Genomic DNA, 20,177 nt, shown 5'->3' with positions numbered 1-20,177 from the left:
ATGTGAGCCTATTGCGGTGCGTACACCCGCAACGCTCCGGACACGCACGTCGCGGTCAGCGGCAACTGCCCGAGTCGTTCCCCGTCGGCGTACGCGGGCATGCCCGCCGCCGCGACCGTGACCGACCTCGCCCGTACCCGCTCGAAGGACGGGTGCGTGACATGGCCACCACCACGGACCTTCGGGAAGATCCTCAGCAGCTCGAGCCGGGTCGTCGGGTGGATGATCACGATGTCGAAGAGTCCGTCAGTCGGGTCGGCGCCGGCGCACATCTGCAGGCCGCCGCCGTAGAACTCCATGTTGCCGACCGCTACGAGCATCGCGTCGAGCTCGCGCTGCTCGCCGTCGAGGTCGAGGACGTACGAGATCGGATCGAACCTGGGCAGTTCGCGAAGGACGGCGGCGGTGTAGACCGACGGGCCGCGCGGGAATGACATCCGGCCGACCCGGTCGTTCGCGATCGCATCGAAGCCCGCAGCCATGATGGTCAGGAACCAGCTGGCGCCGACCTTGCCCAGGTCGATGCTGCGCGGCGTCCCGTTGAGGATCAGATCGGCGGCCGCAAGGGGACTGTCCCGGGGAAGGCCAAGTGCACGGGCTGCGTCATTGCCGGTGCCCGCAGGGATCAGTCCCAGTGCCACATCGGTCCCGGCGATGACCTGAGTGACGAGATGAGCGCTGCCGTCGCCCCCGGCGGTCGCCACGGTGTCGGCACCACCTGCAATCGCCCGCCGGATCCGCTCGGCGGCGAGATGCGCCGAGGACGTCTCGATGACCTCGACCTCGGCGCCGGCGCGTACGAATCGGGAGATGACGGTGTCATCGACGTGGCGACTGCGGCGTGCGCCGGCCTGGGCGTTCGCGACGTACGCGATCCGCCTGGTCATGCTCCGGGTACCTCGCTGCTGAGGTCCAGCTCAGACGCCTCGTCCGGGTCCAGACCGAAGTTCGGCGCAGCCCGTGCCCGGCGCTTGTCGTTGACGTGAGCGATCGCGCCGGCGATGACGAAGAGGACGCACATGACGCCGGCCAGGATGATCATCGTGAACGGGTCCGGCGACGGTGCCACGATCGCTGCGCCAGTGAAGGTGCCCACGACGATCCAGCGCCAGGCCGACCGGAACGCCTGGGCGCTGAGGACGCCACTGAAGTTGAGGAGGACCGCGAAGACCGGAAGTTCGAGCGCCAGCCCGAACACCAGCAGAGTACGGATGAAGAACGTGAGGTAACCGTTGAAATCCACCAGGTTCGTCAACCCGGCCACGTTGAACCCGATGAGTCCACGTAGTGCCAGCCGCAGGGTCCAGTAGCCAAGTGCCACGCCGCCCAGGAACAACGGGACGGTGATCGCGACCAGGGCCTGCGTACGTCGTCGCTCGTGTCGGTGCAGACCCGGGCTGACGAAGGCCCAGATCTGGTAGAGCCAGAACGGCGAGCTTGCGAACACGGCTGCCCAGCCACAGATCTTCATGTAGAGCAGGAAGCCGCCGGTCACGCCGTTCGTCGTCGGCATCGTCTGCTGGGCGTGCAACTGCTCGCGTGCGTCGTTGTACGGACGAGCGATGACGTCGAACAGTTCGTGGTAGTGGAACAACGCCACCACGAAGAGCGCGCCAAAGACGAGCGCCGAGAAGATCAGTCGGCTCCGCAACTCGCGCAGATGGTCCGAGACGGCCATCCGCCCGTCAGGGCCGACCGGGTGGACGGGGCGGCCGCGGAGGATGGCGACGATGCCGCCTGCCATGGATCAGCCGTCAGGGTTGGTGATCTTGGCGCGCTCCGCGTCGAGTTCAGCCTGCTTGGCGTCGAGCGTCGCGAGCTTCTCCGCTTCCTCGGCCTGGCGAGCCTCAGGCGAGAGAAGAGCCTTCGCCTTGACCTCGTCCTCCTTGGCACCACGTGCCTCGGCCTTGAAGATGCGCAGGGCCTGGCCGCTGCCACGGGCGAGGTCAGGCAACTTCGCTGCGCCGAACACGAGCACGACGATCACGAGGAGGACGAGCCACTCCCAGCCTTCGGGCATTCCGATCAGGGGGTACGTCATGTCAGCGGTCCTTCACTGCGATGGTGATGCTTGTGGATCAAGTCTAGTCCGCCGGGCGGTACGCGTCGGCAGCACGGCGTGCTTCGACACGGAAGTCGTCGTTCCATTCCGCCGGCGCGACCACCTGGGCGTACGGCGCGACCCGTAGGAGTAGCCGCAACAGCCAGCGTCGGTCACCGACCTCCAGATCGACCTCGGCGCCCCCATCGGGAAGTTCGCGGACGTCTCGATGCCGGTAGTACTCCGTCACCCATCGTGCCTGGGGCGCGAGCCGTACGGTCGCGATCTGTGCCTGTCCGCTCGCGAACAGCTCTCCGGGCTCGTCCTCGGGGACCGTGGTGACCACAGGCGCCTCGAGCACAGTCGCCGATCGAATGCGGTCCAGCCGGAAGCTCCGCGGCGCCTCAGCGGTGTGGCACCACGCGTCGAGGTACTCAGTCCCCTGACGAGTCACGACCCGCAGGGGGTCGACCGTTCGCAAGGACTCCTCGTCGCGCGCAGGCACGAAGTACTGGATCCGTACCTGGCGGTGATGCGCAAGACCATCGTTCACCGCGGAGCGTACGTCGGCAGACACTCGATCAGGCGCGCTCTCCCCTGCCTCGATGGAGGGCAGCGCCACGGCGGCAGCACTCTCGAGCTTCGCCAGTGCACGGTCGACGATCTCCTGGGTCTCCGGCTTGGCGCTGCCCCTCATCGCGCGGAGCGCCACGATGAGGGCGGTCGCTTCGGTCGGGGTCAGCTTGAGCGGATGGGTCAGGTAGTCCGCGTTCGAGACCCTGATGACGCGGTCGCCGTTCTTCTCGGTGAGCGCCTCCATGTCGACCTCGATGTAGTCGCCGTACCCAGCACCCGGCAACGTGCACCACTGCAACACGTCGAGGTCCTTGCGCAGTTGGGCCTCGGACACGCCGAACTCGGCCGCGGCCTCATCAAGACGGAATCCTCGGTCAAGGTGCGGGACGATCCGCAACAGCCGTGCCAACTGCTCGCGTGCGCCGTGCGGCGCGGCCTTGCTGGCACTCACGCGCCCACCGCCTGAAGGCGTTCGACGACGACGGTACGCAGGCCCTCGGGGCCTTCGACGAGGACGTCCGCACCACAGGCCAGGATCTCGCCGACGAGATCGCCGGACACCGCCGTGATCGTCAGGCGGTCCCAGGTCGTGTCCGCGTCCGGGCCGGTGACTCCTGCCTCGACCGATGTCGCCCACCGTCGCAACGCGTGCCCGGACCCAGCGCGCGCCAGGACGGCGGCTTCGACGTTCGACGGGCGTGGTGCCAACTCCCGCGCGATCGCCTTCAGGTCCACGTCGAAGGCCTCGTACGCACCGGCCGGGCCGACGGCCTTGGCCTCGCCGACCACGCGGCTCAGCCGGAAGATGCGGCTCGCCGCGCGGTCGAGGTCGTACCCGGCCACATACCAACGACCCGAGTACCGCACCACGCCGTACGCCTGCAGCCGCCGTGGCTTCGCCTCCGGATCCCGCGGGCCGCGGTAGGAAAAGCTGATCTCCCGCCGCTCGTGCGCGGCGTTCAGGAAGACCTCGAACTCGGGTTCGTCGGCGCGTACGCGCGGCGGCGCGATGTCGACGGCGCTGGTGTCCACCTGGACGCCGGCGGCCTGCAGTTTGCGGACGGCTTCGGTCGCGGCGTCGGCCATGGTCGCCTGCTCCCACACGCGGGTAGCGAGACCGACGACCGCCGCTTCATCCGGTGTGAGATCGACGTCGGCCAGCTGGGCGGCTTCCGAACGGATCCGGTAGCCGACCTCGTCCTCGAAGTATCCGTCCAGGCTGGCGACCTCGATCGGCACGCCGAGGGAGCGCAACTCTTCCTTGTCGCGTTCGAAGGTCTTCTCGAACGCCGCATCGCTGCTGGAGTCGGCGTAGAACCACTCCCGGAGTCGTTCCTTCGGCACCGGGTGGCGTGCCACGAGCAAGGCGATGAACAGATTCATCAGCCGTTCGGTCTTCGCTGCCGACACGGACCCTCCCAGGTAGAGGCCAGGACTAGCTGACGGAGACGATGTCGAGGACGAAGAAGAGCGTGGAGTTGGCCGGAATTCCGGTCTGCGCCTTCGCGCCGTAGCCGAGCGACGGCGGGATCTCCAGCAGGACCCGGCTGCCGGCCTTCAGCCCGGTCAGGCCGATCTGCCAACCCGGGACCAGCTGCGCCAGCGGGTAGCTGATCGCCTGACCGCTGTAGTTCTCCTGGAACGGCTTGGCGGCTCCGTAGATCGAGCCGAGGTAGTCGAAGGTGATGGTCGAGCTCGAGGTGATCTCAGCGCCCGTCCCCTGGGTCAGGACCACTCGCTTCAGCCCTTCGGTGGCATTCGGTTTCGTGACACCGGTGAACGTCATGCCAGCCGGCTTGCCGTTCTTCAACACCAGGGCTGGCATCTGCGAGGCCGGGACGTCGGTGGCCTTCGGGGACGGCGCGTCCAGCTTGATGAAGTCGATCACCACGAGAACCGCGTCGTGGTTGCCGATCCCGATCGCGGGGATGCTGTCGGACTGCACCAGACCACCGAGCACCGACGACGGCATCAGCCCGATCACGCGCGAACCGACGTGCGCTCCGGCGCGGAACAGGCTGAAGATGCCGGTGGTGCTGGGCGGGATCGAGATCGTTGTGGCCGTCTTCGCCAGCACCTGATACGGAACGCCCTGGAGGGTCTTGATCAGGTCAGTTGCCGGAGCGATCAGCGGGAAGTTGGTCGAGCAGGAAGCCGCCGAGGCGCCACCCGTGGCCGCGCACAACGACTGCTTCTGCAGCACCGCTTGAGCGTCGGAGACGTAGATCTTCGCCTCCACGCCGCGGTCGGCGGGGATCGCGTCGCCGGTGCCCGGAATCAAGGTCTGGACGGTCGTCTTCGACGGGTAGTCCGGAACGGCCTTCCAGGAGACGGTCGGGAGCTTGCCGAAGTCACCGGTGACCGTGACCGTCGAGAGACCCGAGCCAGCCGGGTTGCCGTACCCGGCATTCGTGCTGCAGGCGCTCAGCAGGGTCGCCGAGGCGATCAGGACGGGGACGCAGAGGCGGCTCAGGGTACGCACGGTGGATCACCCTACCCGGCCGCCGCAACGCGGCTTCACATCGATTCGATGAGTCGCTGCACGCGTTCGTCGACTGACCGGAACGGGTCCTTGCAGAGCACCGTGCGTTGCGCCTGATCGTTCAGTTTGAGGTGCACCCAGTCCACAGTGAAGTCCCGACGACGCTCCTGCGCGCGTTTGATGAAGTCACCACGCAAACGGGCGCGCGTCGTCTGCGGGGGGATCGACTTGCCCTCGAAGATCTTCAGGTCGGTGGTCGTACGTGCCACGGCGCCCTTGTTCTGGAGGAGGTAGAACAAGCCGCGGTCGCGACGGATGTCGTGATATGCCAGATCGAGCTGCGCGATGCGTGGGTGCGACAGCGACAGGCCGTGCTTGGCGCGATAGCGCTCGATGATCTTCCACTTGATCACCCAGTCGAGTTCGCGGTCGACCAGCCCGAGGTCGTCCGACTCGACGGCCTTCAGCCCCCGCTCCCACAGATCCAGGGAGCGTACGATCGCCGGACTCCTGAGCTCGCGCCGATCGGCGAAGTCGCGCGCCTTGCTGAGGTACTCCCCCTGCAGTTCGAGCGCGGTCGCCTCGCGGCCGTTGGCGAGGCGTACCTTGCGCTGGCCGGTCGGGTCCTGGGCGATCTCCCGAATCGCCCGAATCGGGTTCTCCAGGGTGAGATCGCGCATCACCACGCCCTCCTCGATCATCCGCAGCACGAGGTCGCAACTGGCAAGTTTGAGCATGGTCGTGGTCTCGGACATGTTGGAGTCGCCGACGATCACGTGCAGTCGGCGATAGCGCTCGGCGTCCGCATGTGGCTCGTCGCGAGTGTTGATGATCGGACGGCTGCGGGTGGTGGCGCTCGAGACGCCTTCCCAGATGTGCTCGGCTCGTTGGCTGACCGCGTACAGCGCGCCCCGCGGTGTCTGCGTGATCTTCCCGGCGCCGACCAGGATCTGCCGCGTGACCAGGAACGGGATCAGCACGTCGGCGAACTTCGAGAACTCGCCCTCACGGCTGACCAGATAGTTCTCGTGGCAGCCGTATGAGTTGCCGGCGGAGTCGGTGTTGTTCTTGAAGAGGTAGATCTCCCCCGCGATGCCCTCCTCGTGCAGGCGCTCCTCCGCCTCGATCATCAGGCCCTCGAGGATGCGCTCACCGGCCTTGTCGTGTGTGACCGCGTCGAGGATGTTGTCGCACTCGGGCGTCGCGTACTCAGGGTGGCTGCCCACGTCGAGATAGAGCCGGGCACCGTTGCGGAGGAAGACGTTGCTGGACCGACCCCAACTGACGACCTTGCGGAAGAGGTAGCGCGCGACCTCGTCGGGACTCAGCCTCCGCTGGCCCTTGAACGTGCACGTGACGCCGTACTCGTTCTCGATCCCGAAGATTCGGCGGTCCATGTCACGACCCTAGTCCCGGACCGGTGGCCATGGATGGACCCGGCGTGTCAGGGGCCCGGCGGCGCCGGGATGGCTCCAGCGCAGGACACTTGCATGCCTGTAACCCCGCTTGAAGGCTCTCAGCGGGGTCAGGGGCGGGTTCGTTGTCGGGGTGGGGCAAGGGGCGACGTAGTCGCCCGCGTGGTGAAGAAGGACTGTCCGTGCGGTCCGAACCAGGCGTACTCGCCGGGCGCACCGGTCGTGTACGACCAGCCGCCGTGGGTCTTCGCCCGATGATGGAGTCGGCACAACGGAGCGAGGTTGCTGCTGGCCGTGTCGCCACCGGATGCGTACGGCTCGATGTGATCGAGATCAGCGCGGCGCGCCGCGCGGTTGCAATGCGGGAAGACGCAGCGGCCGTCGCGCAACACGACCTGCTCGCGGAGGACCTCACTCGGCCCGTACCCGCCGCTGATGCGATCGTCCTCCAGATCGATCACCGGCCTGATCGACACGCGCGTACCGCGGACGCTGAGCCACTCACGCATCCGGTCGATGTCGATCAGGAAGTCGCCACCTTCGACCCGTGCGACGGCTGGGTCACCGTACTCAGCATCAAGAGCGCCTCGGTCGACGTGGATGTACACGGTGGCGTCGCGACCTGTGCCCTCCGCACCGAGATCCAGAGCCAGTTCGTGGCGAGCGATCTCGCCGAGGGCTTGGGCGCGGCGGACATCGAGCGAGCCGATCGAGCCATGCAACAGCATCTCGTGCGCGCCCTTCGCCACCGCCGCTTCGAGGTCGCGGGCATCGGCGACGTCCAGGACCGCGGTCATCGCGACACACCCTCCGATGATCTCGCGGTCGTGGATCGTCACATGACGGTCCTCTGCTGCAGCGACGGCAGCTTCGTACGCCAGGTCCGGGTCGAAGCGGCGAACCGCCTCCGCCACCGTCCGGCGGAGTTGGGCAGGCCCGACAGTGTGAGCAACATGCGCCACCTGGGCGTCGACCCAGTCCGCTCCGCCGGACGGCAGAGCGATCGTCTCAGCAGCGATCTGACGCGCACGCCACGGCTCAAGGGAGCCATGGGTCAAGGCGTGCCAGATGCGTGGCAGGCGGAAACGGATCTCCATTGTCGCGCCGAGCCAGATCCGCGCCGACTCCGCTGAGCGCCCCAGCGCCGTCGCCAGCTCGACCAGTGCGAACTCGGCGACCAACGGGGCTCCGTCACCGGCAATCGCGATGGCTCGATCCGTACCGGGGACGGTCGCGGCGTGCGTCAGCGACTCCGCCGGGTGCATGTCCGCCCACTCGATCGCCGCGATCATCGATCCGACCTCTGCGAGTCGTGCGGCTTCTCGGGACGCGACCACGGCGCACAACACGTCGGCCGGAGTGTCCCGGTCGGTTGCGGCGAGCGTGGTCATGGTTCGATTGTATCGAACACGTGTTCGATAGGCAAGTGTTGGCAAGGCGCCTGCCGGGCATCCCAAGCAGTCAGCCGAGGATGTCGTTGAGCTCCGGCTCGCGCAGCCGACGGAACTTCCGGGCCTGGGGCCGCGTGCGATCCAGCACGGCCACCTCCAGGTCATCAACGGGGATCGTGCGTGGCGTGGCACTGTTGTGACCCAGCGCGCTGACCGCGATGCGTACCGCGGCCGGCAGGTCCTGGCTCTCCACGTAGTTGGCCTTCAGGTATTCGTCGACCGTCTCGGCAGCGCCGCCCATCACGGCGTACCCGTGCTCGTCCGCTACCTGACCGTCGTAGGTCAGGCGATAGAGTTGATCACCCTCCACCGTGTCGCCGACCTCTCCGACGAAGAGCTCGACCTCGTACGGCTTCTCGCCGCCGCTGGAGAAGATCGAGCCGAGCGTCTGGGCGTACGCATTGGCTAGCCCGCGCCCGGTGACGTCGCGACGGTCGTACGCGTAGCCGCGCATGTCGGCGAGGCGTACGCCGGCGATCCGCAGGTTCTCGAACTCGTTGTAGCGGCCGACGGCAGCAAATGCGATCCGGTCGTAGATCTCGCTGACCTTGTGCAGCGCGGCGGACGGATTCTCGGAAACGAACAGCAACCCGTCGGCGTACTGCAGACCGACAACCGACCGACCGCGCGAGATCCCCTTGCGGGCGAAGTCCGCACGGTCCTTCATCAGTTGCTCGGGGCTGACATAGCCCATCGACATGCTCATCGCGCGCCTCCGTCCAACTCGGCGATCGGGCCGTTGGGGGATGTCATTCGGCCCGCCACGACAGCATCGGCGACCGCCGCGACCTGGGTGTCGGGCACACGCACGCCACCGCTGGACGAGATCAGATGGATGACCGGGAAGATCCGGCGGGTGAGATCCGGACCACCGGTCGCGGAGTCGTCGTCGGCCGCGTCGTACAGAGCCTGAATGGCCACCGTGACCGCGTCCTCGGCGGACAGGCCATCACGGTACAACTTCTTCAATGATCCTCGTGCGAAGACGGATCCCGAGCCAACCGAGTGGAACCCGGTCTCCTCATACCTTCCGCCGGTGACGTCGTAGGAGAAGATCCGGCCGACGCCTGTGGCCTGGTCGTACCCGGCGAAGAGCGGAACCACTGCCAGACCCTGCATCGCCATCGCGAGGTTGTTGCGGATCAGACCGGACAGGCGGTTGGCCTTGCCGTCGAAGGAGAGCGTGGTGCCCTCGATCTTCTCGTAGTGCTCGAGCTCGGTCTGGAAGAGCCGCACCATCTCGACTGCGAGCCCGGCCGTGCCGGCGATGCCCACGGCGGAGAACTCATCGGCAGGGAAGACCTTCTGAATGTCGCGCGAGGCGATCATGTTGCCCATGGTCGCGCGCCGATCGCCGGCCAGGAGAACTCCTCCAGCAAACGTCACTGCCACGATCGTGGTGCCGTGAGGGGCCAGGTCCGAGGCGTCCTTGCCCAGGTTGCGGTTCAGCGGCAGCAGATCAGGGGCCTGCGAGGTCAGGAAGTCAGTGAACGAGGCGCTGCCCGGAGCGGAGTACGCACCTGGCAGCCGTGCCTCGTTCACTCGCCGCCCTTCTGGATGAACGACTTGACGAAGTCCTCAGCGTTCACCTCGAGGACGTCATCGATCTGGTCGAGGATGTCGTCGATGTCAGCGTCGAGCGCGTCGTGCTTGGGAGTCTCGACCTGATCGACGTCCGTCTCCTCGACGTCGGACTCCGAAGCGTGCGGTTGCTTCTGTTCCTGTGCCATGCCACTCAACCTAGTCCAGTGAGCAAGCACTGTGGGGGCATCCGACACGCCCGATTCGGCGCGGCACGTACGCTCGCTTCATGGCGCCCGATCCGGCGATCGGCCGACGTGCCGCACTTGCTCTGGCGGCCGCCTCGGCGATGTCCGCGTGCCGGGCGCGGCCGGCTCCGCCGACGGCTCTGCCAGCCGCGCGGACAGACGGAAAGCCAGCCACCACCCTGCCCGCCTTCATGTCGTGGCAGCCTCACCCGGGCGAGATTCAGGTCGAGGCGAAGTTGGCAGCAGTACGCCGGATCGAGCGCGCCGGGAACGTCTCCGGACGGCGGCTTCACGTCATCGACGCGCAGTACGGCGGGCTGCTCAGCGACTCCGCGAGCGTGCTGGTCGTGTGTGAGAGCTGGGCCCTCGACCACGGGCGGATCGTCTCCGACGGCCACACCTTCGACGTACGCCTCATCCGTTCCGGCACTGCGTGGCAGGTGACCTTGGTCCGCCCGTCCAGCCCCGGGAGACCGCAAGCTGGACTCAGCACGGCAGCGCGGCGCGTACTTGCAACGTCCCGGATCTCACTCCCGCCGGCAGCGCGGGGCGATGTGGAGGCCGGTCAGGTCCACGACAGCGTGTTGGAGACGATGCTGGCGGTGTCGAAGCGGTGGCCGATCGCGGTCAGCGTCGTGCGGTCGGGCCACCCTCAGTACGTCTTCGGAACTACCCGTCTCAGCGATCATCCGCGGGGGCGAGCGTTCGACACGTGGGCGATCGACCAGGTCCCGGTCGTCGCTGCCGGAGCGCCGAACCCCGCCGTTCCCGCGTACATGGAAGCCCTCGCGGCCTTGGGGTCGTACAACGTCGGCGGGCCAGTCCTCCTGGGTGCTGCGCCCCAGTTCTTCAGTGACCAGACGCACCATGACCACGTCCACGCCGGATTCCTCACGTAGTGAGGCCGCATCTAGGACACGACGATCGCCACCACGTCGCTGATCGGAACGAAGGCCAGCGAGCACGGCACTCCGGTTCCGCGCATGATCAGCCCTTCGCCCGGGCTGCACAAATGCCACGACGAATCGGACGATTCGGTGCGGTTGTCACCCATCAGGAACAGCGCGCCGAGCGGCACCACCGCAGACCAGCCCTTGCACCCGCCAAGCACCGAGTGCCCGTTGTCCTGTCTCGCGGGACCATCGCAGGGCAGGCCGCGCGGCAGGAACCCGGACTCGTTCAAGGCGGATCCGTCGACGGTCAGTTGGCCCGACGACGTGCAGCAGGCGACAGTTTCTCCCGGAAGGCCGATCACTCGCTTCAGCACATGGCCGCCCTGGTGATCGCCCAGCCAGCCGCCAGGGTCCGAGAAGACGATCACGTCGAACCGCCTCGGCGTGTACCCACCGCCAACACCTCTGGCCAAGATCCGTTCGCCTACCCGGATCGTCGGCGACATCGAATCCGAGGGCACGTAGTACGACGTCGTCGGCCTCCCGATCAGGATCCACCCGACGAAGGCGGCGGCCAGGAGCGCGAGGACCGCAGTCAACGCTATCCACACCACCCGTCGGCGGATCATGATGCGAGGCTACTCAGGACTTCGAGCCGCCGATGCCGTTGAGGTGCGTCAGGATGCTCTTGATTGCCTCGTCCTGAACCAGCAGGTGCGCCTGGATCTGTTTGGCCTCTTCGAGCACGGCCGAGGCGTCGTCGTACGTGGCCTGGGCGCGCGCATCGGACGACGCCGCCTGCAGGTTCTGACCGACGAGGATGATCGGCAGCAGCACCAACTGGAGGAAGGTCTGCGCGATCCAGGCGACGATCACAATCGCACTGTGCGACTGGAGCGCGCTCGGCAGGGACACCACCGACAGCGCAAAGAATGCGTACGCCGCCCACATCGTGCCGACGATCATCGTGATCCTCAGACCGATCTTGGCGTTGACCCGACCGACTTTGCTGTCGCCATGGATCGTCTCGGTCGCTTTCGCCCTGGTGGGTGGTCCGGCGGCCTTCCGCGCTTCCACGTGCGGGTGCTGGGTGTACGCGAAGTCGGTCATGCTCTGCATGCTGCCACGCGATCAGTGAGTCAGACGCTCAAACAGTTCTGACGCGCTTCGTACGCTCTCCATCAGCGGCCCCACAGTCGCCTTGGTGCCGCGCAGCGGTTCACTCATCGCCACCCGTTGGAGCGAGTCGTGGTCGGGCAGGTCGAAGATCACCGAGTCCCAACTGGCCGCTGCCACCGACTCGGCGAACCGATGGAGACACTCACCGCGGAAGTACGCCCGGGTGTCCTCCGGCGGGTGCGCCACCGCCGACGCCACGAGGTCGTCGTCGATCAAGGTCTTCATTCGCCCGGCGGCGACCAGCCGGTGATAGAGGCCCTTCTCCGGGCGTACGTCGGCGTACTGCAGATCGATCAGGTGGAGCTTCGCGTCGTCCCAATCCAGGCCGTCGCGGTCACGATACGACTGCAACAGCTTGAGCTTGGCGACCCAGTCCAACTCGTCGGCACACGCCATCGGGTCGCGCTCCAGACGATCCAGGGTGGACTCCCAGCGCGCGAGGACGTCGGCCGTCTGGTCGTCGACGTCGGTCCCCCACCGCTCCTGGACGTACTTCTGTGCCAGCTCGAGGTATTCCGCCTGCAACTGGATGGCCGTGACCGTACGCCCGTCGAGCATCTCGATCGTGTGCGTCAGCGTCGGGTCGTGCGAGACCGCACGCAACTCCGCGACCGGACGTTCGATCCGGAGGTCGCGCTGGATGAAGCCATCCTCGATCATCGCCAGGACCAGAGACGTCATCCCCACCTTCAGGTACGTGGAGATCTCGGCGAGGTTGGCGTCGCCGAGGATGACGTGCAGACGACGGTACTTCTCCGGCTCCGCATGCGGTTCATCCCTGGTGTTGATGATCGGGCGCTTCAAGGTGGTCTCGAGCCCCACCTCCACCTCGAAGAAGTCGGCGCGCTGACTGATCTGGAACCCGTGGATCCGGCCGTCCTGACCGATCCCGACGCGCCCGGCGCCAGTGATCACCTGCCGTGACACGAAGAACGGGATCAGGTCGCGCACGATCGTGGGGAACGGCGTCTCGCGGCGCATCAGATAGTTCTCGTGCGCACCGTACGAGGCGCCCTTGTTGTCCGTGTTGTTCTTGTAGAGCACCAGTTCGGGATTGCCCGGGATCCGTCGCGCTGCCTCGGCACCGGCTCGCATGATCCGCTCGCCCGCCTTGTCCCACCGCACGATGTCGAGAGGTGACGTCACCTCGGGTGTGGAGAACTCCGGGTGCGCGTGATCGACGTACAGGCGTCCGCCGTTGGTGAGGATGACGTTGGCGAGGCCGAGTTCCTCATCGGTGAGCTGACTGGGGTCAGCGACCGCACGGTTCATGTCGTACCCACGGGCGTCGCGCAGCGGCGACTCCTCCTCGAAGTCCCACCGTGCGCGCCGATGGCGCAGCGACGTCGCGGCGTACGCATTGACCACCTGGCTCGACGCGGTCATCGGGTTGGCGTGCGGGTTCCCGGTGACCGAGATGCCGTACTCGATCTCCGTGCCCATGACCCGTCGGACCGTCATGCTTCAACCGTACGCGGTCATCTGGACTCACGGCTCGATCAGGCCGAGGCTCGCCCGCTGGGAGGTGCTGACTTGGCCAGGGCAACAATTCGGGGGTCGCTCTGCCTGCCGAGACGCTTGTCCCCTTCGAGGACCACCTTCGCCATCAGCGCTCGGCGCTCAAGAGTCGCCCGGCCCGCCAGCGTGATGGGCTTAGTCGTCTTGGCCATTGGTGGTCACCTCCTGCTCGTCGTCCAGACCCAGTGTGCCTGATTGGTCGAGCGAATACGACGCACCGACGGCGGTGAGCATGTCGATCTCATGCTCTTGCGCATCCGAATCCTGTACGAGAGCCAGGACAGCTGCGTACCCGACATTGAAGCTGGCCGCGTCGCCGGCAAGAAGCTCGATAGCCCACCGGGAGTTCTCCCACCAGCGGTCTCGTGCCGTGATGCGCCACTGGTTCTCTGCAGCTGTTCGTGCGGCGTCACGCGTCGCCGCGGCATTGGTGTCGGCAGCCTTCTGGGTTGCCTTCGCCGTCTTCATGACGCCCGTGAGCGCAAGGCCTGCGGCAACCGCGGCAAAGAGCCCGGCGAACCCCGCCGTCGACATCCAGTGCCACATCGCAAGCAGGAAGTTGTGCATGGGACCTGACGCTAGACGCGGTCACCGACAGTCCTGCTGATTCAGTCGCGCGGATGCGTACGCCGATAGACGGCGTAGGCCACGACCGCGACCACCAGGACCGATGCGACGATGCTCTCGACAACCACGCCGACGTTTCTAACAGACGCAGGCTCAGAGGTACTGACCGGTGTTCGCCACGGTCTCGATCGACCGACCTGGCTCCGTGCCCTGCTTGCCGGTGATGAGCGTACGGATGAAGACGATCCGCTCGCCCTTCTTGCCCGAGATCCGCGCCCAGTCGTCCGGGTTGGTGGTGTTCGGAAGGTCCTCGTTCTCCTTGAACTCATCGACACATGCCTGCAGCAGGTGACTCACCCGCAGCCCCTTGCTGTCGTGCTCGATGACGTCCTTGATCGCCATCTTCTTGGCACGGTCGACGATGTTCTGGATCATCGCGCCGGAGTTGAAGTCCTTGAAGTAGAGGACTTCCTTGTCGCCGTTGGCGTACGTGACTTCGAGGAAGCGGTTCTCCTCGGTCTCGGTGTACATCCGCTCGACGGTGCGATCGATCATCGCCGCCAGAGCGCTGTGCTTGTCCCCACCGAACTCGGCCAGATCCTCGGCGTGGAGCGGGAGGCTGTTGACCAGGTATTTGCTGAAGATGTCCCGGGCCGCCTGGGCGTCCGGGCGTTCGATCTTGATCTTCACGTCGAGCCGGCCGGGTCGCAGGATCGCGGGATCGATCATGTCCTCCCGGTTGGAGGCGCCGATGATCAGGACGTTCTCCAACGCCTCGACGCCGTCGATCTCGCTGAGCAACTGCGGAACGATGGTGTTCTCCACGTCGGAGGACACGCCCGTGCCGCGCGTCCGGAACAGGGAGTCCATCTCATCGAAGAAGACGATCACCGGAGTCCCGGCACTCGCCTTCTCCCGCGCTCGCTGGAACACCAGCCGGATGTGCCGCTCGGTCTCGCCGACGTATTTGTTGAGGAGTTCGGGGCCCTTGATATTCAGGAAGTACGACTTGCCCTCGGCGCCTGTCTTGGCAGCCACCTTCTTGGCGAGGCTGTTCGCCACCGCCTTCGCGATCAGCGTCTTGCCACAGCCGGGAGGGCCGTACAGCAGGATGCCCTTCGGTGGGCGCAACTCGTACTCGCTGAACAACTCCGGGTAGAGGTACGGCAACTCCACTGCGTCCTGGATCAGCTCAATCTGGTCGCCCAGCCCGCCGATCGACTCGTACGAGATGTCCGGAACCTCTTCGAGAATGAGTTCCTCGACCTCCGACTTCGGGACCTTCTCGTACGCGTAGCCGCTGCGCGACTCGACCAACAGGGAGTCGCCGGCACGGATGTAGGAGTCCATCAGCGGGTCTGCGAGGCGTACGACGCGTTCCTCGTCGGCGTGGTTGATCACCAGTGCTCGCTCACCGTCCGCGAGGAGCTCCTTGAACATCACCACCTCGCCGATCTTCTCGAAGGCGAGCGCGGAGACGACGTTCATCGCCTCGTTGAGGATGACCTCCTGACCACGGCGCAGGTCAGTGGCTTCAACCGCGGGCGACAGTGAGACCCGCAACTTCCGTCCGTTGGTGAAGATGTCGACCGAGCCGTCGTCGTTCGTACCCAGGTAGACGCCGAAGCCCGACGGCGGCTGGGCCAGACGGTCGACTTCTTCCTTCAGTCGTACGATCTGATCGCGTGCGTCGCGCAGCGTGGAGGCCAGGCGTTCGTTGGTCGCGGTGAGCGAGGCGATGTGCGCGCGCGGATCGGAATCCGCGGCGCTGCCGCCCGTTCGCAGGCCGTCGGCGTCGGATGTCGTCATCGGTCCACCTCCTGTTTTCGACCCTACTCGCGAGGGCCAGACAGATGAACTGATTTCGTACGACGCGCCGTCAGTCGTTGGTTTGCTCGGCTGCGAGCAGGTCCTCGTACGACGGGATGTCGACCGGACGAGGCCCGGTGTAATCCAGCCCGTACGCACCGGGCGCCGGACGGCGGGTCTTGCGCGGCGGGCGCTCACCCGGAGCAAGTCGACGGGCGGTGACGAGGAAGGCGGTGTGGCCGATCATCTTGTGACCGGGGCGCACCGCGAGCCCTTCGACGTGCCAGTCGCGGACCAGTGACTCCCACGCCTGCGGCTCGGTGAAGCCGCCGTGCGCGCGCAGCGTCTCGACGAACCGCGACATCTGCGTGGTCGTCGCGATGTAGCCGCAGACGACGCCACCCGGGTACAGGGCGTCGGCGACGGCATCCACGCACTCCCACGGCGCCAGCATGTCGAGGATGATCCGGTCCGCGCGCAGGCCACGCGCCGGGAGTTGCTCCTGGAGGTCACCGAGCTCGAGCGACCACGTCGGCGGGTGCTGACCGAAGAGCTGACCGACGTTCTTCCGGGCCACGTCGGCGAACTCCTCGCGGCGCTCGAACGACGTCAGCTGACCGTACGGACCGACTGCGCGGAGGAGTGAACAGGTCAACGCGCCGGAGCCGACACCGGCCTCGACCACACGCGCCCCCGGGAAGATGTCGGCCAACGCGACGATCTGGGCCGCGTCCTTCGGATACACCACAGCTGCGCCACGCGGCATCGACACCACGAACTCGCTCAGCAGCGGGCGGAAGACCAGGTACTCACTGCCGGTCGAGGCCATCACGGTGAAGCCCTCGTCACGCCCGATGAGGTCGTCATGCTCGACGTGACCCTTGTTGGAGAAGAAGCGCTTCCCAGCGACCAGTTCGAAGTTGTGACGACGGCCCTTGGCGTCGGTCAGACGCACCCACTCACCTTCACGGAGCGGCCCACGGTGCACGCCGCTGAATGCTTCGGCGGGTACGTCGTCGGTCTCGTGCGCCTCGTTCATGGCCCGGACGCTACTGCGCGGACTGGCGGAATGCGGCATCCACGTCAGCGGCGGAGACGACCCCGCAGATGGAGCCGTCAGCCTCCAGGGCGAGGTATTCCGTGGACGGCTCGGCCTGCATCAACTTGAGGAGGTCAACGACGCCGATGTCGGCCGGGACGGTCAGCCCGGGAGTCAACGCGCGGGTCACCGTCGAGGTCGCGAGCCACGGACGACGGTCCTGGGGTGTGGCCGCCAGGGCTCCTTCGTGGACGATTCCCAACGGCCGCCCGTCAGCTGTCACGGTGACGATCGAGCCGGCCTCCGCCTCGTGGGCGCGGCGTACGGCCTCGGCCAACGGCAGGTCGTCGGGGACGGTGAGCGTACGCCGCGTCAGATCGCGGACATGGATGTCGGCCATCCGGTTCAGGATGGCATCGCGGTGCGTACGCCCCAGGGCCGAGGATGCTGACGTCCACATCGTCAGCGCGACGAGGGCGAAGAGGACGGAGTTGACCGTCGACACCTCGTAGATGTTCGCGACGGACAGGGCGAACGGCACCAGCAGCACCAGGATCGCAAGGAGCCGGCCGCACCATGCCGCGATCCGCGTGGCTGTCGCCGCGTTCTTGGTGAGCGCCCACAGACCTGAGCGCAGCACCAGCCCGCCGTCGAGCGGCAGGCCGGGGAGCAGGTTGAACGCGCCGACGATGAGGTTCGCCCCGGCGAGCTCCCAGACGGCTGCGCGGATGAGCCCGGTCGGATGCCCGAGGAACCCGAGGAAACCCACGCCGGCGATCGCCAGCGAGGCGAGCGGCCCCACCACTCCCACGATGAACTGGTCCCGGGGACGGCGGGATTCAGCAAGCATCGTCGAGTGGCCGCCCAGGAAGTGCAGCACGATCGGGCCGGTCTCGTACCCGAGCCGTTGGGCCGCGATCGTGTGAGCAGCCTCATGGATGAGGATCGAGGCCAGCAGCACCACGGCGAAGGCGAAGCCGGCGAGGTACTTCCACGCGCCCAGGCCTGGCTCGATGGAGTCGACCCGTGGCCCGACGGCGAGCGAGAAGATGATCGCGAACAGGAACCACGACGGCGTCACGTACACCGGGCTGCCCGTGACATGTCCCAGACGCAACCCACCGACGGGGTGGAGGTCCTGCTTGCCAGCCATGTCGGGAAGGGTATCGGGTAGGTCGACGCCTTGGCGGGTCGACAGTTCTAGGGTGTCTGGCGTGAACGATCCGACGCCGCCTCCCACTCCTCCGACGCCGCCGGTGGGTCCGCTGGCACCAATGCCTCCACTGTCGACCTACGCGCCGGCGCCTGCCAAGACCCCCGTGCTCGGCATCGTGGCCGTCATCCTGGCCGTGCTCCTGGCACCAGTCGGGCTCGTACTCGGCATCATCACGCTCGCCCTGGCCAAGGGCCGCACGGCGGCCAAGGTGTTGGGCATCGTCGCGGTCGTCGTCTCCTCGTTGATCTGCGCCGGCCTTGCCGCGTTGATCATCTGGGCTGTCAGCAGCATCTCTGGGGCCCAACACGTCGCCGACGAGTTCGTGGGCGACCTCCAGCGCGGCGACGTACCGGCGGCGTACGCGCTGACGAGCCCCAAGTTCCAGGCAGCGGTCCCGGAGTCGGCATTTCAGGCTCGCGTCACCTCGGGCCGAGCTGTCTTCTCGAGTCCGCATCACCGGGTCTCGAGCAACGTCTCCACGTCGACCAACATCGGCACCTACACCGACATCGTCTACGCATTCGACGCCTCCCCGCATGCGTACCTTGAGGTGCAATTGGTGAAAGAGAACGGCTCGTGGCGCGTGATCTACATCGATGAGAAGGGCACGCCCTGAGCGCCTCGGGACGAAATGTCCGTGGGCTCGCCTAGGGTCGGCTTCATGAGTACGACATCACCCGCCGACCTTGTCTCGACACCGGTCGACGGCGTGAATGTGCTCGGTGCCCTCTCCCCCAGCCGCGCCTCGGACTTCATGACCTGCCCGCTGATGTATCGGCTGCGCTCGATCGACAAGTTGCCCGAGGAGCCGTCGGTCGATGCGGTCCGCGGCACGGTCGTGCACCGGGTGCTTGAGCAGCTGTTCGACCTGCCGGCGCCCGAGCGGACGCCGGAGCGCGCTGACGCGCTCGTGTCGCCCTCATGGGACGAGGTACGCGCCGGCGAGAAGGATGTTGACGGTCTCTTCGAGTCCGAGGCCGCCGCCGCGACCTGGCTCGAGTCGTGCAGGACGGTGCTGTCGAAGTACTTCGATCTCGAGGACCCCACGCGTCTCGAGCCAGCCGAGCGCGAGCTCTATGTGGAGTCCGTGCTCGAGTCGAAGTTGCTCCTGCGAGGTTTCGTCGACCGGATCGATGTCGCGCCCGATGGCTCGGTGAGAGTGGTGGACTACAAGAGCGGCCGCGCGCCTGGCGAGATGTTCGAGGCGAAGGCACTGTTCCAGCTCAAGTTCTACGCGTTGGTGTGGTGGAAGACGCGTGGCGTGATCCCGGCGATGCTCCAGCTGATCTACCTGGGCTCCGGTGACGTCCTTCGCTATCAGCCCGACGAGGCCGATCTCCGGGCCACAGAACGCAAGATCGAGGCCATCTGGAAGGCCATTCAGGCTGCCCAGGCGAGCGGCGACTGGCGCCACAGCCCGTCGCGGCTGTGCTCGTGGTGCAGCTATCAGGAGTTCTGCCCCGAGTTCGGCGGCACGCCCCCGGCGTTGCCCTCAGTCGAGGAGTAGCTCGCCCAGACGGGTGGGCGTGAGCCCGACCAGGGTCGGCTGGGCGATCCGTCGTCGCCCGGGAGCGAGGGCGACATGGTTCTCGACGGTGATGACAGTGCAACCCGCAGTTTCCGCCGAGGTGGCACCGGTGTTGGAGTCCTCGATCGCGATGCAATCGGCAGGACGAGCGCCCAGCGCGGCCGCACCCTCGAGATATGGATCCGGGTGCGGTTTCCCGCGTACGACCTTGTCGCCGGTGATGACTGCATCGAAGCGACCCCGCGGCAGGCGGGCGACGATCGGCAGCGCCATCACGTCCCACGACATCGTGACCAGGGCGCACGGAATGCCGGCCTCGTTGAGCGACTCCAGCAGGTCGAGGGCACCGGGCCGCCACGGGACATCGTCGGAAGCTGCAATGCTCGCGACGACCTTGTCGTGAAGCTTGTCGACCATCTCGGTGGGCGTGAATTCCAGGCCCCAGCGGTCACGCAGGTAGGCGCCGGTGACCAACATGTCGTTGCCGACGAGATTGAGTGCGTCCTCGTGGGTCCATTCCCCGCCGTGCTCCTCCGCCAGCGCGTACTCACCCTGGAACCAGAATGGCTCGGTGTCGACGAGGGTGCCGTCCATGTCCCACAGGACGGCGGCAGGGAGACGATGGTCCACAGGAGGAGAGCCTACGGTTGATATGTGGGAGGGAATGCACCGTGGATGACTGTGGTTTAGTCTT

At 66.6% G+C, this 20,177-nt stretch carries 23 protein-coding genes; 3 read left to right on the top strand and 20 right to left on the bottom strand.

The window, feature by feature from the left end:
- Nucleotides 1-8: 8 nt before the first annotated feature.
- From KCTC_RS01205 to KCTC_RS01155, 11 genes are all read right to left on the bottom strand, one after another.
- A complete protein-coding gene (locus tag KCTC_RS01205) occupies nucleotides 9-887 on the bottom strand; it encodes a diacylglycerol/lipid kinase family protein (protein ID WP_125566014.1) in 879 nt (292 codons plus the stop codon).
- Nucleotides 884-1,744, bottom strand: a complete 861-nt coding sequence (gene tatC, locus KCTC_RS01200; protein ID WP_231998780.1) for a twin-arginine translocase subunit TatC — start codon at nucleotides 1,742-1,744, stop codon at nucleotides 884-886. Before tatC ends, KCTC_RS01205 begins: the two co-directional genes overlap by 4 nt.
- A gap of 3 nt (nucleotides 1,745-1,747) precedes the next feature.
- Nucleotides 1,748-2,041: a twin-arginine translocase TatA/TatE family subunit gene (tatA, locus tag KCTC_RS15120; protein ID WP_125566012.1), complete on the bottom strand. Its 294-nt coding sequence runs from the start codon at nucleotides 2,039-2,041 to the stop codon at nucleotides 1,748-1,750.
- Between the two features lie 43 nt (nucleotides 2,042-2,084).
- Nucleotides 2,085-3,068, bottom strand: coding sequence for a helix-turn-helix transcriptional regulator (locus KCTC_RS01190; RefSeq protein WP_125566010.1), 984 nt, complete (start codon nucleotides 3,066-3,068; stop codon nucleotides 2,085-2,087).
- Complete coding sequence (locus KCTC_RS01185) at nucleotides 3,065-4,027, bottom strand: helix-turn-helix transcriptional regulator (protein ID WP_125566008.1); 963 nt, start codon at nucleotides 4,025-4,027, stop codon at nucleotides 3,065-3,067. The genes KCTC_RS01190 and KCTC_RS01185 overlap by 4 nt, the downstream gene beginning before the upstream one ends.
- 25 nt (nucleotides 4,028-4,052) lie before the next feature.
- Nucleotides 4,053-5,099 (bottom strand): FKBP-type peptidyl-prolyl cis-trans isomerase, encoded by a 1,047-nt coding sequence (locus KCTC_RS14865; RefSeq protein ID WP_197715220.1) that lies wholly within the window; start codon nucleotides 5,097-5,099, stop codon nucleotides 4,053-4,055.
- A gap of 35 nt (nucleotides 5,100-5,134) precedes the next feature.
- Nucleotides 5,135-6,496 (bottom strand): Pup--protein ligase, encoded by a 1,362-nt coding sequence (gene pafA, locus KCTC_RS01175; protein WP_125566006.1) that lies wholly within the window; start codon nucleotides 6,494-6,496, stop codon nucleotides 5,135-5,137.
- A 128-nt stretch (nucleotides 6,497-6,624) separates the two neighbouring features.
- Nucleotides 6,625-7,905, bottom strand: a complete 1,281-nt coding sequence (locus KCTC_RS14955; RefSeq protein ID WP_164512424.1) for an HNH endonuclease signature motif containing protein — start codon at nucleotides 7,903-7,905, stop codon at nucleotides 6,625-6,627.
- A gap of 70 nt (nucleotides 7,906-7,975) precedes the next feature.
- Complete coding sequence (gene prcA, locus KCTC_RS01165) at nucleotides 7,976-8,665, bottom strand: proteasome subunit alpha (protein ID WP_408636124.1); 690 nt, start codon at nucleotides 8,663-8,665, stop codon at nucleotides 7,976-7,978.
- Between the two features lie 2 nt (nucleotides 8,666-8,667).
- Entirely contained in the window at nucleotides 8,668-9,507 is an 840-nt protein-coding gene (gene prcB, locus KCTC_RS01160) for a proteasome subunit beta (RefSeq protein ID WP_125565999.1), read from the bottom strand.
- Complete coding sequence (locus tag KCTC_RS01155; protein ID WP_125565997.1) at nucleotides 9,504-9,695, bottom strand: ubiquitin-like protein Pup; 192 nt, start codon at nucleotides 9,693-9,695, stop codon at nucleotides 9,504-9,506. Before KCTC_RS01155 ends, prcB begins: the two co-directional genes overlap by 4 nt.
- 80 nt (nucleotides 9,696-9,775) lie before the next feature.
- Here KCTC_RS01155 and KCTC_RS01150 point away from each other — a divergent pair, with 80 nt between their 5' ends.
- On the top strand, nucleotides 9,776-10,633 hold the full coding sequence (locus tag KCTC_RS01150) for a hypothetical protein (RefSeq protein WP_125565995.1): 858 nt from the start codon (nucleotides 9,776-9,778) through the stop codon (nucleotides 10,631-10,633).
- Between the two features lie 11 nt (nucleotides 10,634-10,644).
- On the opposite strand, the gene lepB is transcribed toward KCTC_RS01150, so the two are convergent.
- The 8 genes from lepB to KCTC_RS01115 form a co-directional block, all read right to left on the bottom strand.
- Nucleotides 10,645-11,256, bottom strand: coding sequence for a signal peptidase I (gene lepB, locus KCTC_RS01145; protein WP_125565993.1), 612 nt, complete (start codon nucleotides 11,254-11,256; stop codon nucleotides 10,645-10,647).
- Between the two features lie 13 nt (nucleotides 11,257-11,269).
- Nucleotides 11,270-11,737 carry a DUF1003 domain-containing protein gene (locus KCTC_RS01140; RefSeq protein ID WP_125565991.1) on the bottom strand — a complete coding sequence of 156 codons (468 nt, stop codon included), beginning with the start codon at nucleotides 11,735-11,737 and terminating at the stop codon, nucleotides 11,270-11,272.
- A gap of 21 nt (nucleotides 11,738-11,758) precedes the next feature.
- On the bottom strand, nucleotides 11,759-13,267 hold the full coding sequence (dop, locus tag KCTC_RS01135) for a depupylase/deamidase Dop (RefSeq protein WP_125565989.1): 1,509 nt from the start codon (nucleotides 13,265-13,267) through the stop codon (nucleotides 11,759-11,761).
- Between the two features lie 38 nt (nucleotides 13,268-13,305).
- The gene (locus KCTC_RS14595) at nucleotides 13,306-13,476 is read right to left on the bottom strand and encodes a hypothetical protein (RefSeq protein WP_164512423.1); all 171 of its coding nucleotides are present in this window, start codon (nucleotides 13,474-13,476) and stop codon (nucleotides 13,306-13,308) included.
- Nucleotides 13,460-13,891, bottom strand: coding sequence for a hypothetical protein (locus tag KCTC_RS01130; protein ID WP_125565987.1), 432 nt, complete (start codon nucleotides 13,889-13,891; stop codon nucleotides 13,460-13,462). The genes KCTC_RS14595 and KCTC_RS01130 overlap by 17 nt, the downstream gene beginning before the upstream one ends.
- Nucleotides 13,892-14,044: 153 nt before the next feature.
- A complete protein-coding gene (arc, locus tag KCTC_RS01125; RefSeq protein ID WP_125565985.1) occupies nucleotides 14,045-15,700 on the bottom strand; it encodes a proteasome ATPase in 1,656 nt (551 codons plus the stop codon).
- A 70-nt stretch (nucleotides 15,701-15,770) separates the two neighbouring features.
- The gene (locus tag KCTC_RS01120; RefSeq protein WP_125565983.1) at nucleotides 15,771-16,739 is read right to left on the bottom strand and encodes a tRNA (adenine-N1)-methyltransferase; all 969 of its coding nucleotides are present in this window, start codon (nucleotides 16,737-16,739) and stop codon (nucleotides 15,771-15,773) included.
- A gap of 10 nt (nucleotides 16,740-16,749) precedes the next feature.
- Complete coding sequence (locus tag KCTC_RS01115) at nucleotides 16,750-17,892, bottom strand: site-2 protease family protein (RefSeq protein ID WP_125565981.1); 1,143 nt, start codon at nucleotides 17,890-17,892, stop codon at nucleotides 16,750-16,752.
- A 61-nt stretch (nucleotides 17,893-17,953) separates the two neighbouring features.
- On the opposite strand from KCTC_RS01115, the gene KCTC_RS01110 reads away from it, so the two are divergent.
- Together KCTC_RS01110 and KCTC_RS01105 are read left to right on the top strand one after the other, a co-directional pair.
- Nucleotides 17,954-18,571: a hypothetical protein gene (locus KCTC_RS01110; protein WP_125565979.1), complete on the top strand. Its 618-nt coding sequence runs from the start codon at nucleotides 17,954-17,956 to the stop codon at nucleotides 18,569-18,571.
- A 45-nt stretch (nucleotides 18,572-18,616) separates the two neighbouring features.
- Nucleotides 18,617-19,462 carry a RecB family exonuclease gene (locus KCTC_RS01105; RefSeq protein WP_125565977.1) on the top strand — a complete coding sequence of 282 codons (846 nt, stop codon included), beginning with the start codon at nucleotides 18,617-18,619 and terminating at the stop codon, nucleotides 19,460-19,462.
- On the opposite strand, the gene KCTC_RS01100 is transcribed toward KCTC_RS01105, so the two are convergent.
- Nucleotides 19,448-20,113, bottom strand: coding sequence for an HAD family hydrolase (locus KCTC_RS01100; RefSeq protein WP_231998779.1), 666 nt, complete (start codon nucleotides 20,111-20,113; stop codon nucleotides 19,448-19,450). The two genes, KCTC_RS01105 and KCTC_RS01100, sit on opposite strands and share 15 nt — an antisense overlap.
- Nucleotides 20,114-20,177: the final 64 nt, after the last annotated feature.

This window comes from Nocardioides baekrokdamisoli (assembly GCF_003945325.1).
Classification (GTDB): Bacteria; Actinomycetota; Actinomycetes; order Propionibacteriales; family Nocardioidaceae; genus Nocardioides; species Nocardioides baekrokdamisoli.
The sequence above is the reverse complement of the archived record's forward strand: the minus strand, read 5'-3'. Positions and strand labels throughout refer to the sequence as shown.

Coding starts and splice junctions, on each gene's coding strand:
- KCTC_RS01205 (WP_125566014.1), bottom strand. CDS start 887: ATGACCAGGCGGATCGCGTACGTCGCGAACGCCCAGGCCGGCGCACGC.
- tatC (WP_231998780.1), bottom strand. CDS start 1,744: ATGGCAGGCGGCATCGTCGCCATCCTCCGCGGCCGCCCCGTCCACCCG.
- tatA (WP_125566012.1), bottom strand. CDS start 2,041: ATGACGTACCCCCTGATCGGAATGCCCGAAGGCTGGGAGTGGCTCGTC.
- pafA (WP_125566006.1), bottom strand. CDS start 6,496: ATGGACCGCCGAATCTTCGGGATCGAGAACGAGTACGGCGTCACGTGC.
- KCTC_RS14955 (WP_164512424.1), bottom strand. CDS start 7,905: ATGACCACGCTCGCCGCAACCGACCGGGACACTCCGGCCGACGTGTTG.
- prcA (WP_408636124.1), bottom strand. CDS start 8,665: ATGTCGATGGGCTATGTCAGCCCCGAGCAACTGATGAAGGACCGTGCG.
- KCTC_RS01155 (WP_125565997.1), bottom strand. CDS start 9,695: ATGGCACAGGAACAGAAGCAACCGCACGCTTCGGAGTCCGACGTCGAG.
- KCTC_RS01150 (WP_125565995.1), top strand. CDS start 9,776: ATGGCGCCCGATCCGGCGATCGGCCGACGTGCCGCACTTGCTCTGGCG.
- lepB (WP_125565993.1), bottom strand. CDS start 11,256: ATGATCCGCCGACGGGTGGTGTGGATAGCGTTGACTGCGGTCCTCGCG.
- KCTC_RS01140 (WP_125565991.1), bottom strand. CDS start 11,737: ATGACCGACTTCGCGTACACCCAGCACCCGCACGTGGAAGCGCGGAAG.
- dop (WP_125565989.1), bottom strand. CDS start 13,267: ATGACGGTCCGACGGGTCATGGGCACGGAGATCGAGTACGGCATCTCG.
- KCTC_RS14595 (WP_164512423.1), bottom strand. CDS start 13,476: ATGGCCAAGACGACTAAGCCCATCACGCTGGCGGGCCGGGCGACTCTT.
- KCTC_RS01130 (WP_125565987.1), bottom strand. CDS start 13,891: ATGCACAACTTCCTGCTTGCGATGTGGCACTGGATGTCGACGGCGGGG.
- arc (WP_125565985.1), bottom strand. CDS start 15,700: ATGACGACATCCGACGCCGACGGCCTGCGAACGGGCGGCAGCGCCGCG.
- KCTC_RS01120 (WP_125565983.1), bottom strand. CDS start 16,739: ATGAACGAGGCGCACGAGACCGACGACGTACCCGCCGAAGCATTCAGC.
- KCTC_RS01115 (WP_125565981.1), bottom strand. CDS start 17,892: ATGGCTGGCAAGCAGGACCTCCACCCCGTCGGTGGGTTGCGTCTGGGA.
- KCTC_RS01105 (WP_125565977.1), top strand. CDS start 18,617: ATGAGTACGACATCACCCGCCGACCTTGTCTCGACACCGGTCGACGGC.